At 38.8% G+C, this 19,037-nt stretch carries 16 protein-coding genes; 4 read left to right on the plus strand and 12 right to left on the minus strand.

The annotated features are described in order from the left end of the window. The coding region (locus P375_RS00740; protein WP_039133219.1) for an IS3 family transposase at positions 1-148 on the plus strand (148 nt) is incomplete at its 5' end. A 96-nt stretch (positions 149-244) separates the two neighbouring features. Here the strand turns inward: P375_RS00740 and P375_RS00745 are convergent. Beyond that, a complete protein-coding gene (locus tag P375_RS00745) occupies positions 245-757 on the minus strand; it encodes a peptidylprolyl isomerase (RefSeq protein WP_013746381.1) in 513 nt (170 codons plus the stop codon). 138 nt (positions 758-895) lie between these two features. On the opposite strand from P375_RS00745, the gene cysS reads away from it, so the two are divergent. Beyond that, entirely contained in the window at positions 896-2,275 is a 1,380-nt protein-coding gene (gene cysS / locus P375_RS00750; RefSeq protein ID WP_039133222.1) for a cysteine--tRNA ligase, read from the plus strand. Between the two features lie 230 nt (positions 2,276-2,505). Here the strand turns inward: cysS and P375_RS00755 are convergent, their stop codons facing one another. From P375_RS00755 to P375_RS00765, 3 genes are all read right to left on the minus strand, one after another. Beyond that, positions 2,506-3,249: an amino acid ABC transporter ATP-binding protein gene (locus tag P375_RS00755; RefSeq protein WP_039133322.1), complete on the minus strand. Its 744-nt coding sequence runs from the start codon at positions 3,247-3,249 to the stop codon at positions 2,506-2,508. A 2-nt stretch (positions 3,250-3,251) separates the two neighbouring features. Continuing rightward, positions 3,252-3,968 carry an amino acid ABC transporter permease gene (locus tag P375_RS00760; protein ID WP_039096894.1) on the minus strand — a complete coding sequence of 239 codons (717 nt, stop codon included), beginning with the start codon at positions 3,966-3,968 and terminating at the stop codon, positions 3,252-3,254. 576 nt (positions 3,969-4,544) lie between these two features. Continuing rightward, positions 4,545-7,583 carry a glycoside hydrolase family 2 TIM barrel-domain containing protein gene (locus P375_RS00765; protein ID WP_039133225.1) on the minus strand — a complete coding sequence of 1,013 codons (3,039 nt, stop codon included), beginning with the start codon at positions 7,581-7,583 and terminating at the stop codon, positions 4,545-4,547. A gap of 327 nt (positions 7,584-7,910) precedes the next feature. Between P375_RS00765 and dusB the strand changes: the two genes are divergently transcribed. Together dusB and fis are read left to right on the plus strand one after the other, a co-directional pair. Then, positions 7,911-8,885 (plus strand): tRNA dihydrouridine synthase DusB, encoded by a 975-nt coding sequence (gene dusB, locus P375_RS00770; protein WP_039133227.1) that lies wholly within the window; start codon positions 7,911-7,913, stop codon positions 8,883-8,885. Positions 8,886-8,913: 28 nt separating this feature from the next. Then, entirely contained in the window at positions 8,914-9,210 is a 297-nt protein-coding gene (gene fis, locus P375_RS00775) for a DNA-binding transcriptional regulator Fis (RefSeq protein ID WP_013746362.1), read from the plus strand. Positions 9,211-9,291: 81 nt separating this feature from the next. On the opposite strand, the gene P375_RS00780 is transcribed toward fis, so the two are convergent. From P375_RS00780 to P375_RS00815, 8 genes are all read right to left on the minus strand, one after another. After that, positions 9,292-9,621: a ComEA family DNA-binding protein gene (locus P375_RS00780; RefSeq protein WP_039133229.1), complete on the minus strand. Its 330-nt coding sequence runs from the start codon at positions 9,619-9,621 to the stop codon at positions 9,292-9,294. Positions 9,622-9,794: 173 nt separating this feature from the next. Then, on the minus strand, positions 9,795-10,889 hold the full coding sequence (glpQ, locus tag P375_RS00785; RefSeq protein ID WP_039133232.1) for a glycerophosphodiester phosphodiesterase: 1,095 nt from the start codon (positions 10,887-10,889) through the stop codon (positions 9,795-9,797). 138 nt (positions 10,890-11,027) lie between these two features. Further along, positions 11,028-12,485 carry a glycerol-3-phosphate transporter gene (glpT, locus tag P375_RS00790; RefSeq protein ID WP_039133235.1) on the minus strand — a complete coding sequence of 486 codons (1,458 nt, stop codon included), beginning with the start codon at positions 12,483-12,485 and terminating at the stop codon, positions 11,028-11,030. A gap of 358 nt (positions 12,486-12,843) precedes the next feature. Next, positions 12,844-13,731 carry a UTP--glucose-1-phosphate uridylyltransferase GalU gene (gene galU, locus P375_RS00795; RefSeq protein WP_039133237.1) on the minus strand — a complete coding sequence of 296 codons (888 nt, stop codon included), beginning with the start codon at positions 13,729-13,731 and terminating at the stop codon, positions 12,844-12,846. Positions 13,732-13,816: 85 nt separating this feature from the next. Then, positions 13,817-15,181: a phosphomannomutase/phosphoglucomutase gene (locus P375_RS00800; RefSeq protein ID WP_021462396.1), complete on the minus strand. Its 1,365-nt coding sequence runs from the start codon at positions 15,179-15,181 to the stop codon at positions 13,817-13,819. 28 nt (positions 15,182-15,209) lie between these two features. Next, positions 15,210-15,398, minus strand: a complete 189-nt coding sequence (gene csrA / locus P375_RS00805; protein ID WP_021462397.1) for a carbon storage regulator CsrA — start codon at positions 15,396-15,398, stop codon at positions 15,210-15,212. A gap of 104 nt (positions 15,399-15,502) precedes the next feature. Beyond that, positions 15,503-18,127, minus strand: coding sequence for an alanine--tRNA ligase (gene alaS / locus P375_RS00810; protein WP_039133241.1), 2,625 nt, complete (start codon positions 18,125-18,127; stop codon positions 15,503-15,505). A 276-nt stretch (positions 18,128-18,403) separates the two neighbouring features. Beyond that, complete coding sequence (locus tag P375_RS00815) at positions 18,404-18,991, minus strand: UbiX family flavin prenyltransferase (RefSeq protein WP_039133244.1); 588 nt, start codon at positions 18,989-18,991, stop codon at positions 18,404-18,406. Positions 18,992-19,037 lie beyond the last annotated feature (46 nt).

Raw genomic sequence — 19,037 nt, forward strand, 5'->3', positions numbered from 1 at the left:
GGAATGTTTTTATGGCAAAACTTTCGAAAGCATTGAAGAACTTGAATCTGTTATCAAAGAATATGTTCGTTATTACAATGAGGACAGAATACAATTAACATTAAATGAACTGAGCCCTGTTCAATACAGAATTCAGTCCTTAAAATAGCAGTCCAACTTTTCGGGGTCAGATCAATATAGGCGGCGTTTTTTATCTATGACAGTGTTGGATAGAAGTAAACAATAATAGAAACGGCGTAGAAAATTATTCTTCTACTGTAACGGAAGTGATTACCACATCTTCTGTCGGCACATCTTGATGGAAACCTTTATTACCGGTTTTCACCGCCTTGATTTTATCGACAACATCCATTCCTTCAACCACTTCACCGAACACAGCATAGCCCCAATCTTGTACGACTTCACGTCCGAACATCTGTTTTGCTCGGTAATCTAAGAAAGTGTTATCAGCAACGTTGATAAAGAATTGTGCAGAAGCAGAATGCGGATCGGAAGTGCGTGCCATTGCGATAGTACCACGCTTATTACTAAGCCCGTTATTGGCTTCATTGCGAATCGGTGCTTTGGTCGCTTTCTCTTTCATTCCGGTTTCCATTCCACCACCTTGAATCATAAAACCGTTGATTACACGGTGAAAAATGGTGTTGTTGTAGAAGCCTTCTTTGCAGTAATTTAAGAAGTTTTCTGCGGTAATCGGTGCTTTTTCAAAATTTAATGCAATTTTAATATCGCCAAAATTGGTGTGTAGTATTATCATTAGCTATTCCTTTAAATAATGTGAAAAATCGCATTATTATTCCACAAAATGTAAAAGTGGTCTATTTTTGCAAAAAACACGATATCAGCGTGGTGAGAAAGAGATCAGATTAAAGAGTAAAAAAGTAAGGTCATCAATATGTTAAAGATTTTTAATACATTAAAACGAGAAAAAGAGATTTTTACCCCTATTCATCCTAATCAGGTAGGAATGTATGTGTGCGGTGTAACTGTCTATGATCTTTGTCATATTGGACACGGGCGTACTTTTGTTAGCTTTGATGTTATCGCTCGTTATTTACGTTATTTAGGTTACCACTTGACTTATGTGCGTAATATCACTGATGTGGACGATAAAATTATCAAACGTGCGCTAGAAAATCACGAAACCTGTGAGCATTTGGTTGATCGGATGGTAACAGAAATGTATAAAGATTTTGATGCTTTGAATATCCAACGTCCTGATTTTGAGCCACGAGCTACACATCATATTCCAGAAATTATTGCACTGGTGCAAAGATTGATCGATAACGGGCACGCCTATGTAGCTCAAAATGGTGATGTGATGTTTGATGTCGATTCATTCCCAGAATACGGTAAATTATCCCGTCAAGATTTATCTCAATTGCAGGCAGGCGCACGCGTTGAGATCAATGATATCAAGAAAAATCCGATGGATTTCGTATTATGGAAAATGTCAAAAGAGAATGAGCCGAGCTGGCAATCGCCGTGGGGGGCAGGTCGTCCCGGTTGGCATATTGAATGTTCAGCAATGAATTGCAAACAGCTTGGTGAACATTTTGATATTCACGGTGGCGGTTCAGATTTGATGTTTCCTCACCACGAAAATGAAATTGCTCAGTCGTGCTGTGCGCACGGAGGTGCTTACGTTAATTATTGGCTGCATTCTGGAATGATTATGGTTGATAAAGAGAAAATGTCGAAATCGTTAGGCAATTTCTTTACTATCCGTGACGTGTTACAACATTATGATGCGGAAAGCGTGCGTTATTTCTTGTTAACGGCACATTATCGTAGCCAATTAAATTACAGCGAAGAGAATTTAAAATTGGCACATTCAGCATTGGAACGTTTATACACCGCCTTACGAGGCACTGATGCCAATGCTATTGCTGCCGGTGGTGAACAGTTTATCGAAGCCTTTAAAGCCGCAATGGACGATGATTTTAATACGCCAGGTGCGTTGTCGGTTCTATTTGATATGGCACGTGAATTAAACAAATTAAAAGCAGAACAGAATCCACAAACGGATGCTTTTGCTGCACGTTTAAGAGAGTTGGCAGGGGTATTGGGCTTGTTATATCAAGATCCGGAAACTTTCTTACAAGCCGGTATGGATGATGATGAAACTAAAATAATTGAAACATTAATTGCACAACGTAATCAAGCTAGAGCCAATAAAGACTGGGCTGCTGCTGATGCCGCACGTGATAAGCTAGCTGCTATGGGCGTGGTGATTGAGGATGGTGCAAACGGTACGACTTGGCGTAAAGGGTAAAGATTTTATTTGTCTTTAAGTTCTGCCTTTTGTGTGAAGCTTGAATTTGTCGCAATGTTCCATAGGTTAAAAATAAGACCGCTTGATAGGCTATTTGAAGAGAAATACAAGAGAAAGAGATAAAACGACAAAAAATAAACCCACCTTTGACAGAAGGTCTAAAAAGGTGGGTTTGTCAGTGGGTTGGGGGCTTTTAGGCAATTCCAAACAAAAAAGCAATTAAACAACAACTATCGACGAATCGAACGTAAGAATGCATTCGTTCTCGGGTTGGTGCTGTGTTCAAAAAGCTGTTCCGGTGTGCCTTGTTCGATGATTTTCCCGTCACCCATCAAAATCACCTGATCCGCCACTTCTCGAGCAAATTGAATTTCGTGTGTCACAATCACCATTGTCCAGCCTTCAGCGGCTAAAGATTTCATCAATGCCAACATTCCTTGCACCAATTCAGGGTCAAGAGCAGAAGTCGGTTCATCAAACAATACCAACTGAGGTTCAATCGCTAATGCACGAGCAATACCGATACGCTGTTGTTGCCCACCGGATAACTGGAATGGATAAAAATTAGCTTTATCAGCCAATTCCACGCGTTCCAATAAATGGCGTGCTTTCTGCTCCGCTTCAGCTTTAGGCATTTTCTGCACTACAATCAACCCTTCAGTGATATTTTCCAGTGCAGTTTTGTGCGGAAACAGGTTGTAATTCTGGAAAACCATCCCGCTTTTTTTGCGTAATGCCTGAATTTTCTCTTTAGTCAACGGCTGTGAAAAATCAATCGACAACGAACCGTCATCAAACGTCAACGTGCCGGCATCCGGCGTTTCCAACACATTTAAACAACGCAGTAACGTGGTTTTGCCCGAACCGGAAGCACCGAGCAACACAATCACTTCCCCTTTATTAATACGCAGATCGATCCCTTTTAACACTTCGTGATCGCCGAAAGATTTATGCAAATTATTGATTGATAACATCATTACCTCGCCACATAACGTTCAAAATGTTTTTCCAGACGCTGTTGCGCATAGCCAAGAATGGCACAGGCGATCCAATAAATTAAAGCCGCTTCGCAATACACCAACAAAAATTCATAGGTGCGAGAAGAGATCACATTTGCCTGACGCATCATTTCCGGCACCAACACCACGCTGGCAAGCGAAGTTTCTTTTAATAAACCGATAAAACTGTTGGAAAGCGGCGGCACAGCCACACGCAACGCTTGCGGTGCGATGATGCGAAAAAAGTTCTGCCAATAACTCATCCCGATAGTGTAACCGGCTTCCCACTGCCCTTTCGGCACCGATAAAATTGCGGCACGTACCGTTTCTGAAGCATAAGCACCGGTGTTTAACGAAAAGGCAATAATCGCAGTCGGCAACGGATCAAGCGTAATGCCGACATTCGGCAACGCATAGAAAATAATAAAAAGCTGTGCCAATAACGGCGTGCCTCGAATGGCGGAAATATAAAAACCGGAAAGCGCATAAGCGATTTTATGTAGAAAATGTTTGCGAGGCGTTACACGCAACAACGCAATCGCTAACGCAATCACCATACCGACAATAAAAGAAATAATGGTTAATGGAATGGTGTAAAGTATCATCCCCTGCAACATTGGGAAGAATGCATCAATCGCAATGGTGGCTTTGTTGTCATCCATCCACGGCAGATTACTCAAAATCAAGTGAAAAATCGCGGAAATGGATTCCGTAATTGAACTACTCACTAATATCTACTCCATAAAATTATTGGGAAATGGATTAATTTACCTTTCTTTTGCCTTTCTGTTAAGGTTTTATTTAAAAATTTTGTTTGGATATTGCTATTTCTGCAATATGGGTGTTAGTTTTTAGAAATTTTTACAAAAAAGACAATGTTATCATAGGTTATGATAGTTTCGTGGAGGATGTTTCTGTGGACTTGTATTCATTGATCGATTTTTACTGTAGCAATATTCTGACTTTATTTTTAGTTTCATAAAAAGGGCGATTTTATTTTTGCTCGTGCAAGAAAAAACGCCCTAATTAATCATTTGCCGTTCTTCATCTTATACCGTAGAAAATGGAGAATCTTTTAAACTTATTAGTAGCGTGAAATCAAGATAGTTTGCTGATTTAATCATCAACATTTAAACACTATATCGGAGGGTTAATAATGTGTAAATAAGGTTACATAATTGTTTTTGTGATCTATGTTGGAATTTTTCCTTTAGGGTTTTATTTTCTGAATAAGGTTTCCAATAAGGTCTAAAGCAAAGTTTTAATAGAAGCTACACTACCTTGATTACAAAAGCAAAAGAGAGTTCACCATCCGCCGGCAGGCAATATTCCGGATGTACTTCCGCACCCCAGCTGTCATCACCACCAACCCCCATCTGTTGGGCGGCAATTGTCACCACAGTATAATGTATTGGCGGTAATTCATAATGGTGTTGTGCCTGTTCCAATTCAAAAGCAGTATAAGGCAAGAAATTGCAAGATAACGGTTTATCTATAGCTTCGATTTTAAAACCGCCTGTTGATTGACGACACTCCACCCAACGTACGCCAGTGCGATTCCCACACTCTTGTGGAATAGTATAAAAGGTGTAGTTATCTTGAACGTTGTTTTCAAAAATTTTCAATTTTGTGCCGCTACAACGATCCTGATAATTTTCTGCTTCACCCATCGCATACCAACGTAAATGCTGATAATCCGCATCAACGCGAAAACTTAATGCAAAAATCGGTAAATTCGGCAAGTTTGCTTCTCCAAAATAATGACAATGCACTTTTATTTCACCGTTACATTGAATGTCATATGTTACCGTTACTTTAAGTTGTTGATAAATAGGATAAATATAATCAAAGCTGACACTAACACCGCCGTCTTGATGCTGTTGCCAATCCATTTTATGACAGCGTCCGCATAGGCTTGCCATTAACCAATAACCGGCTTTAAAACGTCTGTTTGTGCCACGGTCATTGTCGGTGGTTGCACGCCAGAATAACGGCATTGGTGCGGTTTTAATTAACTCTTTATCACCGAATTTTAATGAAATTAAGCTACCTTCTTGTCGTGAAAACAGTGCAGAAAAATGATCGCCAAACACGCCAACATTAATATCGCCCACTACCATTTTTAGCGGTTGTAATGCGGTGATTGGCGTGTCTTGTACTTTGGCAGTTTGCGGAACAATAAACTGCCCGAAACCCAATTCGCTGTCTGCTGCTGCCCACAAGGTTTTCTGTTTTAAATGAACGCTGACTTCTACGCAATATTCACCGTTCTCAAGCCAATCGTCTTCATCCCAATGTAGTGGCATTAGACGTTCCATTTGTGCTGCAATAAGAGCATCAAAACGGTAACTTTTTTTAATTTTGCCTTCGAGGCGTAACGTTGCCACAAAATAGTAATTTTGCGTATCAATAAATAGATTTTCATTTTTGATCAATACTTTATCTTTTTGCGGATAGAGTTTGATATTTTGATAGAGGAATTTCACCTCCTGCATTTTCGGCGATAAAGTACGATCTGCAAAGATCAAACCGTTACAGCAGAAATTACGATCTGTTGGTCGGTCGTCAAAATCACCGCCATAGGCTAAATAATCATTACCGTAACGATCCTTACTTAATAAAGCTTGATCGATAAAATCCCAAATAAAACCTCCTTGATATTTTTCATATTTTTCTAATGCTATATATTTATGCAAATTACCATTAGAATTCCCCATTGCGTGACTAAATTCACAACTGATATATGGTTTTTGTGGATTTTGTTGCAAATATTGTTCAATTTCGTGAGGCTTGGCATACATTCGGCTTTCTATATCGCTAATTTGATCGAATTCACGACAATGGAAAACGCCTTCATAATGCACTAACCGTTGCGGATCTTTTTGCCGAAAATAATTGGCAACATTAAGCAATACTTCTCCCGCATAAGATTCATTACCACACGACCAAATTAAGATAGACGGGTGATTTTTATCACGTTCATACATTGATTTTGCTCGATCCAACACGCACGCATTCCAACGTAAATCATTACCCGGAATATTCCACGATGGTTCAACGTTACCCATTTTTTGCCACGATCCGTGCGTTTCAAGATTAGTTTCATCGATCAGATAAATACCGTATTGATCGCACAATTGATACCAGCGACTTTGATTAGGATAGTGTGATGTTCTGACAGCATTGATATTGTGTTGTTTCAAAATTTGAATATCTGCCAACATATCTTGTTCGTTGATCGCACGTCCGCGCTGGTGATGGAATTCGTGGCGATTGACGCCTTTGAATATAATGCGTTTTCCATTTAAGCACATTACACCGTTCTTCATTTCAAAACGGCGTAAACCGACTGATTGTGGAATTACCTCAATCAGGTTGTGGTATTGGTCGAAAATTTGAATATAAAGTTGATAAAGATAGGGGAATTCGGCACTCCATAAATGTGGATTAGCGACAAGCAAGGATGCGTTGAAGGTTGTTGTTGTCAACTGTTGTTCAGTGGTGGCAAGGGAGATACCCTCTTGATCGCACAACATTATTTGTACTGTTTTTGCATTTTCACTGTGTGTTGCAAATTGCCCGTTAATCAGAATTTCCGCTGTTTGTAGGTTTTCAGAAAGGTGTTGTTTAATCTCCAAATCATAGAGATGAATTTTCGGAATAGTGTAAAGATAAACATCACGAAAAATACCGGAGAAACGCCAAAAGTCCTGATCTTCCAACCAACTACCAGTGCTACGTTGGTATACCGCCACTGCTAATTTATTTTCGCCGGATTGTAAATAAGGGGTTAATTCAAATTCCGCTGGGGTAAAGGAATCTTCGCTGTAACCAACAAAATGACCATTGAGCCAAAGATAAAATGCTGTTTCAACGCCTTGAAAAGAGATAAAAACTGGTTGTGATTGCCACGCTGATGGTATGGAAAAATAAGTGACATAACAGCCGACACCGTTTTCATTTTGTGGAATTGCTGGTGGACGAATATCTTCTTTGCCATCCCAAGGATACATTGTATTTACATAATGTGGTTGTGCAAACCCTTGTAATTGAATATGTCCTGGCACACGAATTGTTGACCAGCTATGATTATCAACATTCGCTTGATAGAATCCTTTTGGTTGCAACTGGGGATTTTTCGCATAATGAAAATACCATTCACCGTTTAGCGAATAACGCATCGACATTGTGGCATTGCATTGAGCCTGTTTCAATGTTGAATAATAGCAGTGATCGGAATGTGCATTTAAACGATTAACGGCAAAAACGGACGGATCGGATAACCAATCCAAGTTTGGTTGCAACAACATATTTTCTCCTTTTTAATGTTTTAAAGGCAGAACGACAAAAATTATTTTTTAAAAGCAGTTATCTTCCTTTTTTCTATTGCTTTTCGCAATTAAGTTTGATCAAATTTGCTAACGAATTTGCAAAAAAATTGTTCTGTTTAAAGTTTCAGCAAATTAAGATGAAAAAAAAGACACTTTTTCTGCGATAAATACGATTTAACTCTTCACTAATTGAATAAAAGTGCGTATGATAAGCGACCGTTTCAGCCCTCAAAGCTGGCGATTTTGTCATCATTCAGATTTATCATAACGAGAAAACAGAAGTAGTACAGTGATAGGTAATTAAGCGTGCAGATTGGTCAATTCAGTTTGAAAAATCCGGTTATCTTAGCACCTATGGCTGGGATTACTGATCTCCCGTTTCGACGGATTTGTTCCCAATATGGGGCAGCATTAACATTCTCAGAGATGATGTCAACCAATCCGGATGTATGGCATACTGAAAAATCCAAATTACGTTTAGCTCATCATCCGCAAATCGGAATTAACGCCGTGCAGATTGCTGGTAGTGATCCGGATGAGATGGCTCAAGCAGCGCAAGTAAACGTTGGTTATGGTGCTGAGATTATTGATATTAATATGGGTTGCCCAGCTAAAAAAGTAAATCGAAAATTAGCCGGTTCAGCACTGTTACAATATCCTGATCTGGTTGCCAAGATTTTAAATGCAGTAGTTAAGGCGGTTGATGTTCCGGTCACGTTAAAAATAAGAACAGGCTGGGATCAACAACATAAAAACTGTCTTTTAATCGCTAAAATCGCAGAAGATGCTGGTGTTCAAGCTCTTTCTATTCACGGAAGGACAAGAGCCTGCCTGTTTAATGGTGAGGCAGAATACGAAAGTATTAAAGCGGTGAAAAAAGCAGTATCAATCCCAGTCATTGCCAATGGCGATATTGATTCTGCACAGAAAGCGAAATATGTCTTGGATTATACCGAAGCCGATGCAGTTATGCTGGGACGTGGTGCATTGGGGAATCCGTGGATTTTTCGAGAAATTACTGAATTATTAGAAACGAGAAAAGTTTCGCAACAAGTGCCGTTTTCTGAGAAAAAAACCATTATTTTGCAACATATTGCCGCTTTGCATCAATTTTATGGTACGGAAAAAGGTTATCGTATTGCACGTAAACACGTAGCCTGGTATTTGGATCGAATTTCTCCTGTTTCTGATTTTAAGCGATCTTTTAACGCCCTAACCAATCCGAGCGATCAGTTAACGGCGTTGGAAGAATTTTTGTGTTCAATCCGACCTATGTCGTGATCATAATAAAGTATATAAAAGGGAAAAAATGTTAGAACAACGTAGCAATGCTGATGCATTAACGGTTTCAACGTTAAATGCTCAGGCACAAGTAACAAATAAACCATTACGTGACTCTGTAAAACAAGCATTAAAAAATTATTTGGCGCAATTAAATGGTCAAGACGTTAATGATCTCTATGAACTCGTATTAGCGGAAGTTGAGCATCCAATGTTGGATATGGTTATGCAATATACTCGTGGTAACCAAACTCGTGCAGCAACAATGTTAGGAATTAACCGCGGTACATTACGTAAAAAATTAAAAAAATACGGTATGGGTTGATCCTGAACTGAATTTCAGATGACGAAAAAATTGCCCCTAGCTGCAAAGTTAGGAGCAATTTTCTTTTGTTTAATGATGTAATCATTCAATCGCTAAACGATCTTTATTCTTTTCAAAAATAGCCGAACCGATACCTTTTACTTCGGTAATCTGTTCCACAGAAACAAACGGCCCGTGCTGCTCACGATACTCGACAATCGCCTGTGCCTTTTTCGCACCAATACCGACCAGTCCTTTTTGTAGCTGTTCAGCAGTGGCATTATTTAAATTCACTTTATCATTCTGCGTTGCCTGTTGGAGTTGTGCCGTTTCAGCTGCCGGTAGTGGATTGGAGCTTTCCGCCACGGCAACCGAACCGGACAACAGTGCTAGTGAACCGAAAATTAACGCTAATAAATGTTTTAATTTCATAAGTTACCTCATAAATTTTCAACTATAGGTGCCATTTGATCTGGCAATGCTATTTTCTATAAGGTAAACCTATTCAGCGATTTTCTTGTTGAAAAAATGGGAAGCTGATCGCAAAAAAGAAAAAAACGCCCAATACTCACAATATTGGGCGGATAAAAAAAGATTACTGAAGTTTATTTTTTGCACTGATTTTCTAAGAATTTAACTGCTAAATCAGGGAAATCGGTGAATAATCCAGTCGCACCAGCTTTATTGAACAATGCATCATACATTTCATTCACATTGGTCATATATTTTGGTAAAGCATCTTTTCGCACGGTATAAGGGTGTAATTCTAATTTTTGTACAGCAATTTCTTTTACCATTGGAGTGTACTTGATATTACCTAATGATGATTTTTCATCATCAACCAACATATACCAGCCCGGACCGACACCATCGGCATATTTCGCGATTTCTGCCATTGCGCCCGGTTTGAACATCCAGTCATAGCTGTAGTTTACCCATTTGCCTTGTGCATTTTTCTCTTCGGTTTCGTGCCAATCGCTATAAGCAATTAATTGTACTAATTTTAAATCCATCCCCAATTTCGGTTCCAATTCGGTTTTAATGCGTTTTAATTCATTAAAATCGAAGGTTTGCAAATAAACGCGATCGTTTTTGTCGGTATAACCATATTTTTTCAATACTTTTAAGGTAGCCAATGCAATATCTTTACCTTCTTGATGATGCAACCAAGGCGCTTTAATTTCAGGATAAATACCAATTTTCTTACCGGTTGATTTTTCTAAACCTTGAATAAATTCAAGTTCTTCTTCAAAAGTGTGGATTTTGAAATTAGATTTCCACATTGGAAAACGATCAGGATAAACTTGAACTTGTTTACCATTTTCGGTTTTGAAGTTTTCGGTCATATTAAGTGTTTTAATTTCAGCCAAGGTGAAATCCATTACATAATATTTTCCGTCCTTACGATGACGATTCGGGAATTTCTTCGCTACATCGGTCAAACCATCTAAGAAGTGATCGTGAATTACTATCAGATGGTTATCTTTTGTCATCACTAAGTCTTGTTCCAGATAATCAGCATTCTGTCCAAATGCCAATGCCTTAGATTCCAGAGTATGTTCTGGTAAATAACCACTTGCTCCGCGGTGAGCAATTACCAGTTTTTTATCGCAAGATACTGTTTGTGTTGCTGATTGTGCTGCACAACCTGCTAATAAACCAACGCCCATTAATGCCACTACAACATGTTTCAGTTTCATAGTTTTCCCCTTTACTTATTGTTGAAAATATTTCCCTTTAAAACGGAATAATTAATGAATAGACTTTATCAGTTACGATTATCAAATTTAGAGGTAAAAAAGGCGACACCCCCAAGTTATCGCCTTTTAAATTTAGAATTAGTTACCGTAACGATCTTCTCTGGCAATTTTTGCTTTATGTTTGCCTTCTTCCATCATAGTAACAAGCATTAATAAACAGGCTATAACAGAACCGCCAATCATAATATAGAAGCCGCCGTCCCAACCATATTTATCTGCTGCCCAACCAATAACTGCACTTGCTGCAACTGTACCGCCTAAGTAACCGAATAAACCGGTGAAACCAGCAGATGTACCAGCTGCTTTTTTCGGTGCCAATTCGAGTGCGTGTAAACCGATTAGCATTACAGGACCATAAATCAAGAAGCCAATAATAGTCATCATAATGAAGTCGGTTAATTGATATGGGTTTTTATACCAAGGTAATGTTGAGTAATATGCTATTTGGTCTGCTGGAGTTGCTGGATTTAACCAGAAGACAACAACCGCAATAGTTACCATCACCATAAATACGAAACCAGTTAAACCACGTTTACCTTTAAATACTTTATCGGATACCCATCCACAAAGTAATGTACCTGGAATGGCGGCAAATTCATAAATTGCATAAGCGGATGCAGTTGCTTTGATATCAAAGTGTTTCACTTCACCTAAATAAACCGGTGACCATTTCAACACACCATAACGGATTAAGTAAACGAATACGTTAGCAATCGCGATGTACCATAACAAACGATTTTTCAACACATAATTTAAAAGGATCTCTTTTGTGCTTAAAGTTTGTTCTGATTTTTTCGCATCGTAGTTTTCAGGATAATCGTTTTTATAAACTTCGATTGGTGGCAAACCGCAAGATTGAGGAGTATCTTTCATCACAAAATAGATAATAACAGCTGCTACCATTGCTGCAATACCTGGATAGTAAAGCGCTTGTTGCCAAACGTGACCGAAAGTTACTTTCGCTACTTCAGGGTGGTTAGCTGCATAAATCATACTTGCCAGACCAACTAATACAGCTGGCACCATACCTCCAAGGTTATGTGCGGTATTCCAAATAGATACAATAGTTCCGCGTTCTTTTTGTGACCACCAGTGCACCATTGATTTACCGCAAGGCGGCCAACCCATTCCTTGGAACCAACCATTGAGGAACAAAAGAATAAACATAATGAGGATACCTGAAGTTGCCCAAGGCACTAACCCCATTAATGTCATACACAAACCGGACAACATCAAACCGAACGGCAAGAATGCTTTCGGATTGGCACGGTCGGAAACAGTCGCCATAAAGAATTTTGATAAACCGTAAGCTAAGCCCGGCGCAATCCCGATCACACCCAATTCCGTTTTGGTGTACATACCGGCTTCGATTAACCCTTTTTGTGCTAAGTCGAAATTACTACGCACAAAATAATAAGCGGCATAACCGAAGAAAATTCCCATAAAGACTTGCCAACGTAACCGTCTGTACGTTGGATCGATTTTATCCTCTGGTAACAGAGGTTTTTCTGGTAAAGGTTTTAAAAAACCAAGCATACGTCCTCCTACTTTTATTATTAAATTTAAGTAATGCAAACAACTTTAAGGTTCGTAATGATACCACCAAACGAAAGTGATGTTATCGGTCAAATTCATTATTTGTGAGCGTTATCACAAATTATTTGATATTTTTTCTTTCCTTTATGATTTTTTGGTTTAAAAAAGCCAAATAAATGAGCAAAAAAGAATTTTAAACAGCTATTGAAATGAAAAAGTGATATTTTTGCGATAACCTGAAAATTGACAGACTCTACCAAAAGGACAGGAATTGACGATACAGTGAGGTAAACCGCCATTTTTAGGCGGTTTGTTTAATTGAAAGGAGATTAAAAACTTTTTAATGTGAATACTTTAATTAAATCTTAGTTGCCAGCTGTTTCAAATAAGTTTTGAATTCCGCACCTAATTTAGGATGATGCAAACTATATTCGACAAACGCTTGCATATAGCCGAGTTTATCACCGCAATCGAATGTTCTGCCTTTCATTGTAAAGGCTTCTACAGTTTCCTGTTTAATCAACATATCAATTGCATCAGTTAATTGGATTTCATCACCGACACCAATTGGCGTTCTGGCAAGTAGATCCCAAATTGCTGCGGAGAAAACATAACGTCCGACTACTGCATAATTGGAAGGAGCTTTATCCACGCTTGGTTTTTCCACAATATTTTTAATCACGGCACTTTCTTGTTGGCTGAGATCTTCATTGCCGCAATCAACAATACCATAGCTGGAAACATCTTCTTTTGCTACCGGAGCTACCATAATTTGGCTGGCGTGAGTTTGTTCAAAACGTTTAATCATTGCCGCTAAGTTTTCTGTTTTTTGATCGGCGGTAAATTCAGCCAAAACCACATCCGGCAATACAACGGCGAAAGGTTCGTTTCCTACTAATGCTTTACCGCAAAGTACTGCGTGTCCTAAGCCTTTAGCATAACCTTGACGCACGTGCATAATGGTGACATCTTTCGGGCAGATAGAACGCACTTCTTCCAATAATTGACGTTTTACTCGTTTTTCCAACATTGTTTCCAGTTCAAATGAGGTATCAAAGTGGTTTTCTATCGCATTTTTTGAAGAATGTGTAACTAAAATAATTTCTTTAATGCCGGCAGCAACGCATTCGCTGACGATATATTGAATTAACGGCTTGTCCGCAATCGTCAACATCTCTTTTGGAATTGCCTTAGTTGCCGGCAACATTCTCGTACCTAACCCTGCAACAGGAATAATCGCTTTCATTAAAAATTTCCTTTTGTTGTTTTATATATACAAATAACCGCACAATTGTGTGCGGTTACGGTTATTTAATACAGTATTTAACAAATCATTGACGTAATAAAGCTAAAACTTCAGCTGTTTTTTCTTCCATTAAAGCCTTATCACCGCGTGTTTCCAAATTCAAACGCACAACCGGTTCGGTATTGGAAGAACGCAAATTAAAACGCCAGTTAGGATATTCAATACTGATGCCATCCAATTCGCTGACATCAACCGCATTTGGCGCATACGCCTCTTTTACACGCTCAATCGCAATTTTCGCATCCGCTAATTTGCTGTTGATCTCACCCGGAGAAGGGAAAGTTTCTACGCTTTGTCCAACCAATTCTCCTAAGGTTTTACCGGTAGTGCAAAGCAATTCAGTTACCAATAACCACGGAATCATTCCGCTATCACAATAGAAGAAATCACGGAAGTAGTGGTGCGCACTCATCTCACCACCATAAACAGCATCAACACTACGCATTTTTTCTTTGATAAATGAGTGTCCGGATTTGGACATTATTGCTTCACCACCGTGTTCTTTCACGATCTTTTCTGTGTTCCAGATCAAACGAGGATCATAGATGATTTTTGCACCCGGTGTTTTTTGTAGGAATGCTTGAGCTAATAGACCGACAATATAATAACCCTCAATAAAATTACCGTGTTCATCAAATAGGAAGCAACGGTCGAAGTCACCGTCAAAGGCAATTCCCATATCTGCTTTATTTTTTAATACTGCATCAATGGTATCCTGACGATTTTCGTGAAGTAAAGGATTAGGAATGCCATTAGGGAAAGTTCCATCTGGATTATTGTGTACTTTCACAAACTCAACCGGCACATTTTTTTGTTTAAATACAGCCTCGATTTTATCCACAATAGGGCCAGCAGCACCATTACCGGAATTAATCACCAATTTAAGTGGTTTTAATTTGCTTAAATCAATATAGGAAAGCAAATGAGCAACATAATCATCCACTACGGAAATTTGTTTATATTGACCTCTAGTGGTGACTTCTGGAAAATTGTTTTCTTCAGCAAGACGTTGAATATCTTTTAAGCCGGTGTCACCGCTGATTGGACGTGAGCCCTCACGTACTAATTTTAAGCCGTTATAATCCATTGGATTATGGCTTGCAGTGACCTCAATTCCACCATCTGTTTTTAAAAATGAAGTAGCAAAATAGATCTCTTCAGTTCCGGTTTGACCGAGATCGATAACATCGACACCGGAATCCAGTAACCCGTTTGTTACTGCACTTTTCAGTTCTTTACTGGTTAAACGTACATCGCCACCAACAACGATACTTTTCGGCTTTAAAAATTGCCCAAAAGCACGACCAATTCGATAAGCTATATCCGCATTAAGCTCATCTCCTAAGCGCCCACGAATATCATAAGCTTTAAAACAGGTTATTTTATCCATTTTTTACCTCATTTTTCAGTTGCCAAAATTACTCTTCTTGTTGTGCTTTATCCTGTGTTTCTTTTACCTTGTGGTAAATTTCTTCACGATAAATCGCAACATCCTTCGGTGCATCTACGCCAATTTTGACTTGGTTTCCTCGTATTTCAAGAACACTGATAGCAATATCATCACCGATCAATAATTTCTCATCCACTTTTCGAGTTAGAATTAACATAATTCACCCCTTTCCCTGTATTTTTCCATTAGAAATTTATCAATCTTGTTACTTCAGATAGGTTCATTTCACGAGGTCATTCACCTCCTTTCGGAGGTGATTTTTTATAGCTTATCCGCTAACAATTGCTGAGCTAAAGCTAATGCTTCGTTCAATTTTGCTGGCTCATTACCACCGGCCATCGCCATATCTGGTCTGCCACCCCCTTTTCCACCGACAAGTTGTGCTAGTTGATTTACTAATTCGCCAGCTTTTACTTTACCGGTTAAGTCTTGGGTAACGCCAACAATAAGATTGACTTTTTCATCCTGTGTTGCACCAAAAACAATCACTGCTGTACCAAGTTGATTTTTCAAATCATCGACCATTATTCTCAATGATTTAGGATCAACACCAGTCACTGATTCTATTACTACTTTAACACCATTTATAGTCTGTGCTTTTTGTGCTAGATCAGAAACTGCTTGAACAGCCGATTTTTCTTTTAATTGTTGCAACTCTTTTTCAAGTTTTTTCGCTCTATCCTGCAATTGTTGAATTTTTTCGACAATAGAAGGCAGATCAGATTTTAACAACTCCGCACTTTGTGTTAGTAAGGATTGTTGCGCTAATACCACATTAAACGCCTCTTCACCTGTTACTGCTTCAATACGGCGAGTTCCTGCTGCAATTGCACTTTCAGAAACAATTTTGAATAGCCCGATATCACCTGTGCGTTTAACGTGAATACCACCACAAAGCTCAATAGAGAAATCGCCCATAGTAATCACACGCACCCTATCTCCATATTTCTCACCGAATAACGCCATTGCACCTTTCGCTTTTGCCACTTCGATATCCATTTCTTCAATACGGACTTCGTAGTTAGCACGAATTTGCGCATTCACAATGCGTTCAATTTCCGTAATTTGTGCTTTGGATATCGCTTCAGGTTGTGAGAAATCAAAGCGTAATACTTTATCGGAAACTAAAGAGCCTTTTTGTGCTACATGAGTTCCCAACACTTGACGTAAGGCAGCGTGAAGCAAATGAGTTGCAGAATGGTTCAAAGAAGTTGCTTGACGGCGTTTTTCATCAACAACAGCGTGCAAGGTCTGCCCAACTTTGATTTCGCCTTTTTTTAACTCGCCGATATGACCAAAAACTTGACCATACTTTTGAGTGTCATTTACAGCGAATAGCACATCAGCACTTTCTAAAATACCGCTATCGCCAATTTGCCCACCCGATTCCGCATAGAATGGAGTATTTTCAAGCACAATCACTGCACTTTGTCCAGCTTGAACCTGATTAACTTCTTTTCCATCAACAAAGATTGCGCTCACTTTGGCTAAACTTTCTGCTGCGTGATACCCTTCAAAGGCAGTAGTGCCATCAACACGGATTAAATTATTGTAATCCATACCAAATTGGCTTGCTGCTTGCGCTCGTTCACGCTGAGCCTCCATTTCACGATTGAAACCATCTTCATCTATCGCAATATCGCGTTCACGACAAACATCGGCTGTTAAATCTAATGGGAAGCCATAGGTATCATAAAGTTTAAATGCCACTTCACCGGAAAGAACATCACCTTTTAAGGAAGCCAATTCAGCATCTAATAACGCTAAGCCACGTTCCAATGTACGAGCAAATTGTTCTTCTTCCAAACGTAATAGTTTTTCGATATGCGCTTGTTTTTCTTTAAGAATTTCTCCGGCTTGAGCCATAACTTCAATTAAGGTTGGCACTAATTTATAGAAGAAAGTGTCTTTTGCTCCTAATAAATGACCGTGACGCACTGCACGGCGAATAATACGACGTAATACATAACCACGCCCTTCATTAGATGGATAAACGCCATCAGCAATCAAATAAGCACAAGAACGAATATGATCGGCAATTACTCGTAAAGATTTGTTGGCAAGATCTTTCTCACCAGTAATTTCTGCCACTTTAGCTATTAATACTTTAAAAATATCAATGTCATAATTAGAATTAACGTGTTGTAATACCGCGCTGATACGTTCCAATCCCATTCCGGTATCTACAGATGGTTTCGGCAATTTTTCCATTGTGCCGTCTGCTAAACGGTTATATTGCATAAACACAATATTCCAAATCTCGATATAACGGTCGCCATCTTCTTCAGCAGAACCCGGAGGACCACCCCAAATATGATCACCGTGATCATAGAAAATTTCAGTACAAGGCCCACAAGGCCCAGTATCTCCCATTTGCCAGAAGTTATCAGAAGCATAAGGTGCGCCTTTGTTATCTCCAATTCTGACAATACGATCTGCCGGCACGCCAATTTGTTGATGCCAAATGTTATAGGCCTCTTCATCGGTTTCATACACGGTGACCCATAATTTTTCTTTTGGTAACCCTAACCATTGCGGAGAAGTCAAAAACTCCCAAGCAAAATGAATAGCATCGTGTTTAAAGTAATCACCAAAACTAAAATTTCCCAACATTTCAAAGAAAGTGTGATGACGAGCAGTATAACCAACATTTTCTAAATCATTATGTTTTCCACCTGCTCGCACGCAACGTTGTGCCGTAGTTGCACGGTGGTAAGCACGTTTATCAATTCCTAGGAAAACATCCTTAAACTGATTCATTCCGGCATTAGTAAAGAGTAAAGTTGGATCATTTTCTGGAACTAATGAACTGCTAGCTACAATTTGGTGTCCTTTGCTATGAAAAAAATCTAAGTAAGATTGTCTAATTTCTGCTGTTGTTTTCATAAAAAACCTATATTTAAGAAGTTTTTTCTTAATATTTCCTTATTGCTCCGTAATAAATAATTGGTTATTTAAGCAATAAATAAACTTTAGAACCTATTCCCTAACAAATAAACGATTATCTTAGTAACCATTTCATTAAGAGGGATATCAATAAACCTTGTTATTTTTGCATATTTTTATCGCTTGTTAAATTAGCAATAACCGTTTTCAGTGAAATTTTCTTACGCCCTGCTAAATTTATTCTTCACTTAAAGTAAAATTGTTGTTATCTGTTAACTAAAGTAGTTTAGTTCCCGTAATTCCACTTTGCCAACGAGGAATCAATTGATGTGCTATTCCTAATGAATCAAGAATTTTCCCTGTCTGCTGTCGAATGAGTTCATCTACTGATTGTGGTGGGTGATAAAATGCCGGAATAGGCGGAATAATATGTGCCCCCAATTTTGCTAATTTGGTCAAATTTTCCAAATGAATAACGCTTAACGGTGATTCACGTGGCACAATAATTAATTTACGTTGTTCTTTCAAAGTCACATCTGCGGCTCGACCAATCAAACTATCGTGAAAACCACAAGCGATGCTTGCAACGGTTTTCATACTTGCTGGCACAATAACCATAGCATCAATTAAATAAGAGCCAGAAGCAATAGTTGATGTCATATCTCGATTGGAATAGTGATAATCCATAAGCTGATATAGTTCCGATAATTGCATTTTGCTTTCTATACGCAAATTTTCTTTTGCCCAATGGCTCACCACGCCGTGAATCTCTATTGGTTGTTCTATTTTTCGTAAAGATTGCAGTAAATCTATGGCATAAACAACGCCCGATGCTCCAGATATTGCCACAATAATTTTTTTCATCCGTTTCTCCACTCAAACAATATAGCCATATTATTTTGCTTATTAT

The sequence above is a fragment of the Gallibacterium genomosp. 2 genome (assembly GCF_000771895.1).
GTDB lineage: Bacteria > Pseudomonadota > Gammaproteobacteria > Enterobacterales > Pasteurellaceae > Gallibacterium.

Coding starts and splice junctions, on each gene's coding strand:
- P375_RS00745 (WP_013746381.1), bottom strand. CDS start 757: ATGATAATACTACACACCAATTTTGGCGATATTAAAATTGCATTAAAT.
- fis (WP_013746362.1), top strand. CDS start 8,914: ATGTTAGAACAACGTAGCAATGCTGATGCATTAACGGTTTCAACGTTA.
- cysS (WP_039133222.1), top strand. CDS start 896: ATGTTAAAGATTTTTAATACATTAAAACGAGAAAAAGAGATTTTTACC.
- P375_RS00755 (WP_039133322.1), bottom strand. CDS start 3,249: ATGTTATCAATCAATAATTTGCATAAATCTTTCGGCGATCACGAAGTG.
- csrA (WP_021462397.1), bottom strand. CDS start 15,398: ATGTTAATTCTAACTCGAAAAGTGGATGAGAAATTATTGATCGGTGAT.
- galU (WP_039133237.1), bottom strand. CDS start 13,731: ATGAAAGCGATTATTCCTGTTGCAGGGTTAGGTACGAGAATGTTGCCG.
- P375_RS00815 (WP_039133244.1), bottom strand. CDS start 18,991: ATGAAAAAAATTATTGTGGCAATATCTGGAGCATCGGGCGTTGTTTAT.
- P375_RS00800 (WP_021462396.1), bottom strand. CDS start 15,181: ATGGATAAAATAACCTGTTTTAAAGCTTATGATATTCGTGGGCGCTTA.
- glpQ (WP_039133232.1), bottom strand. CDS start 10,889: ATGAAACTGAAACATGTTGTAGTGGCATTAATGGGCGTTGGTTTATTA.
- P375_RS00780 (WP_039133229.1), bottom strand. CDS start 9,621: ATGAAATTAAAACATTTATTAGCGTTAATTTTCGGTTCACTAGCACTG.
- alaS (WP_039133241.1), bottom strand. CDS start 18,127: ATGAAAACAACAGCAGAAATTAGACAATCTTACTTAGATTTTTTTCAT.
- P375_RS00765 (WP_039133225.1), bottom strand. CDS start 7,583: ATGTTGTTGCAACCAAACTTGGATTGGTTATCCGATCCGTCCGTTTTT.
- glpT (WP_039133235.1), bottom strand. CDS start 12,485: ATGCTTGGTTTTTTAAAACCTTTACCAGAAAAACCTCTGTTACCAGAG.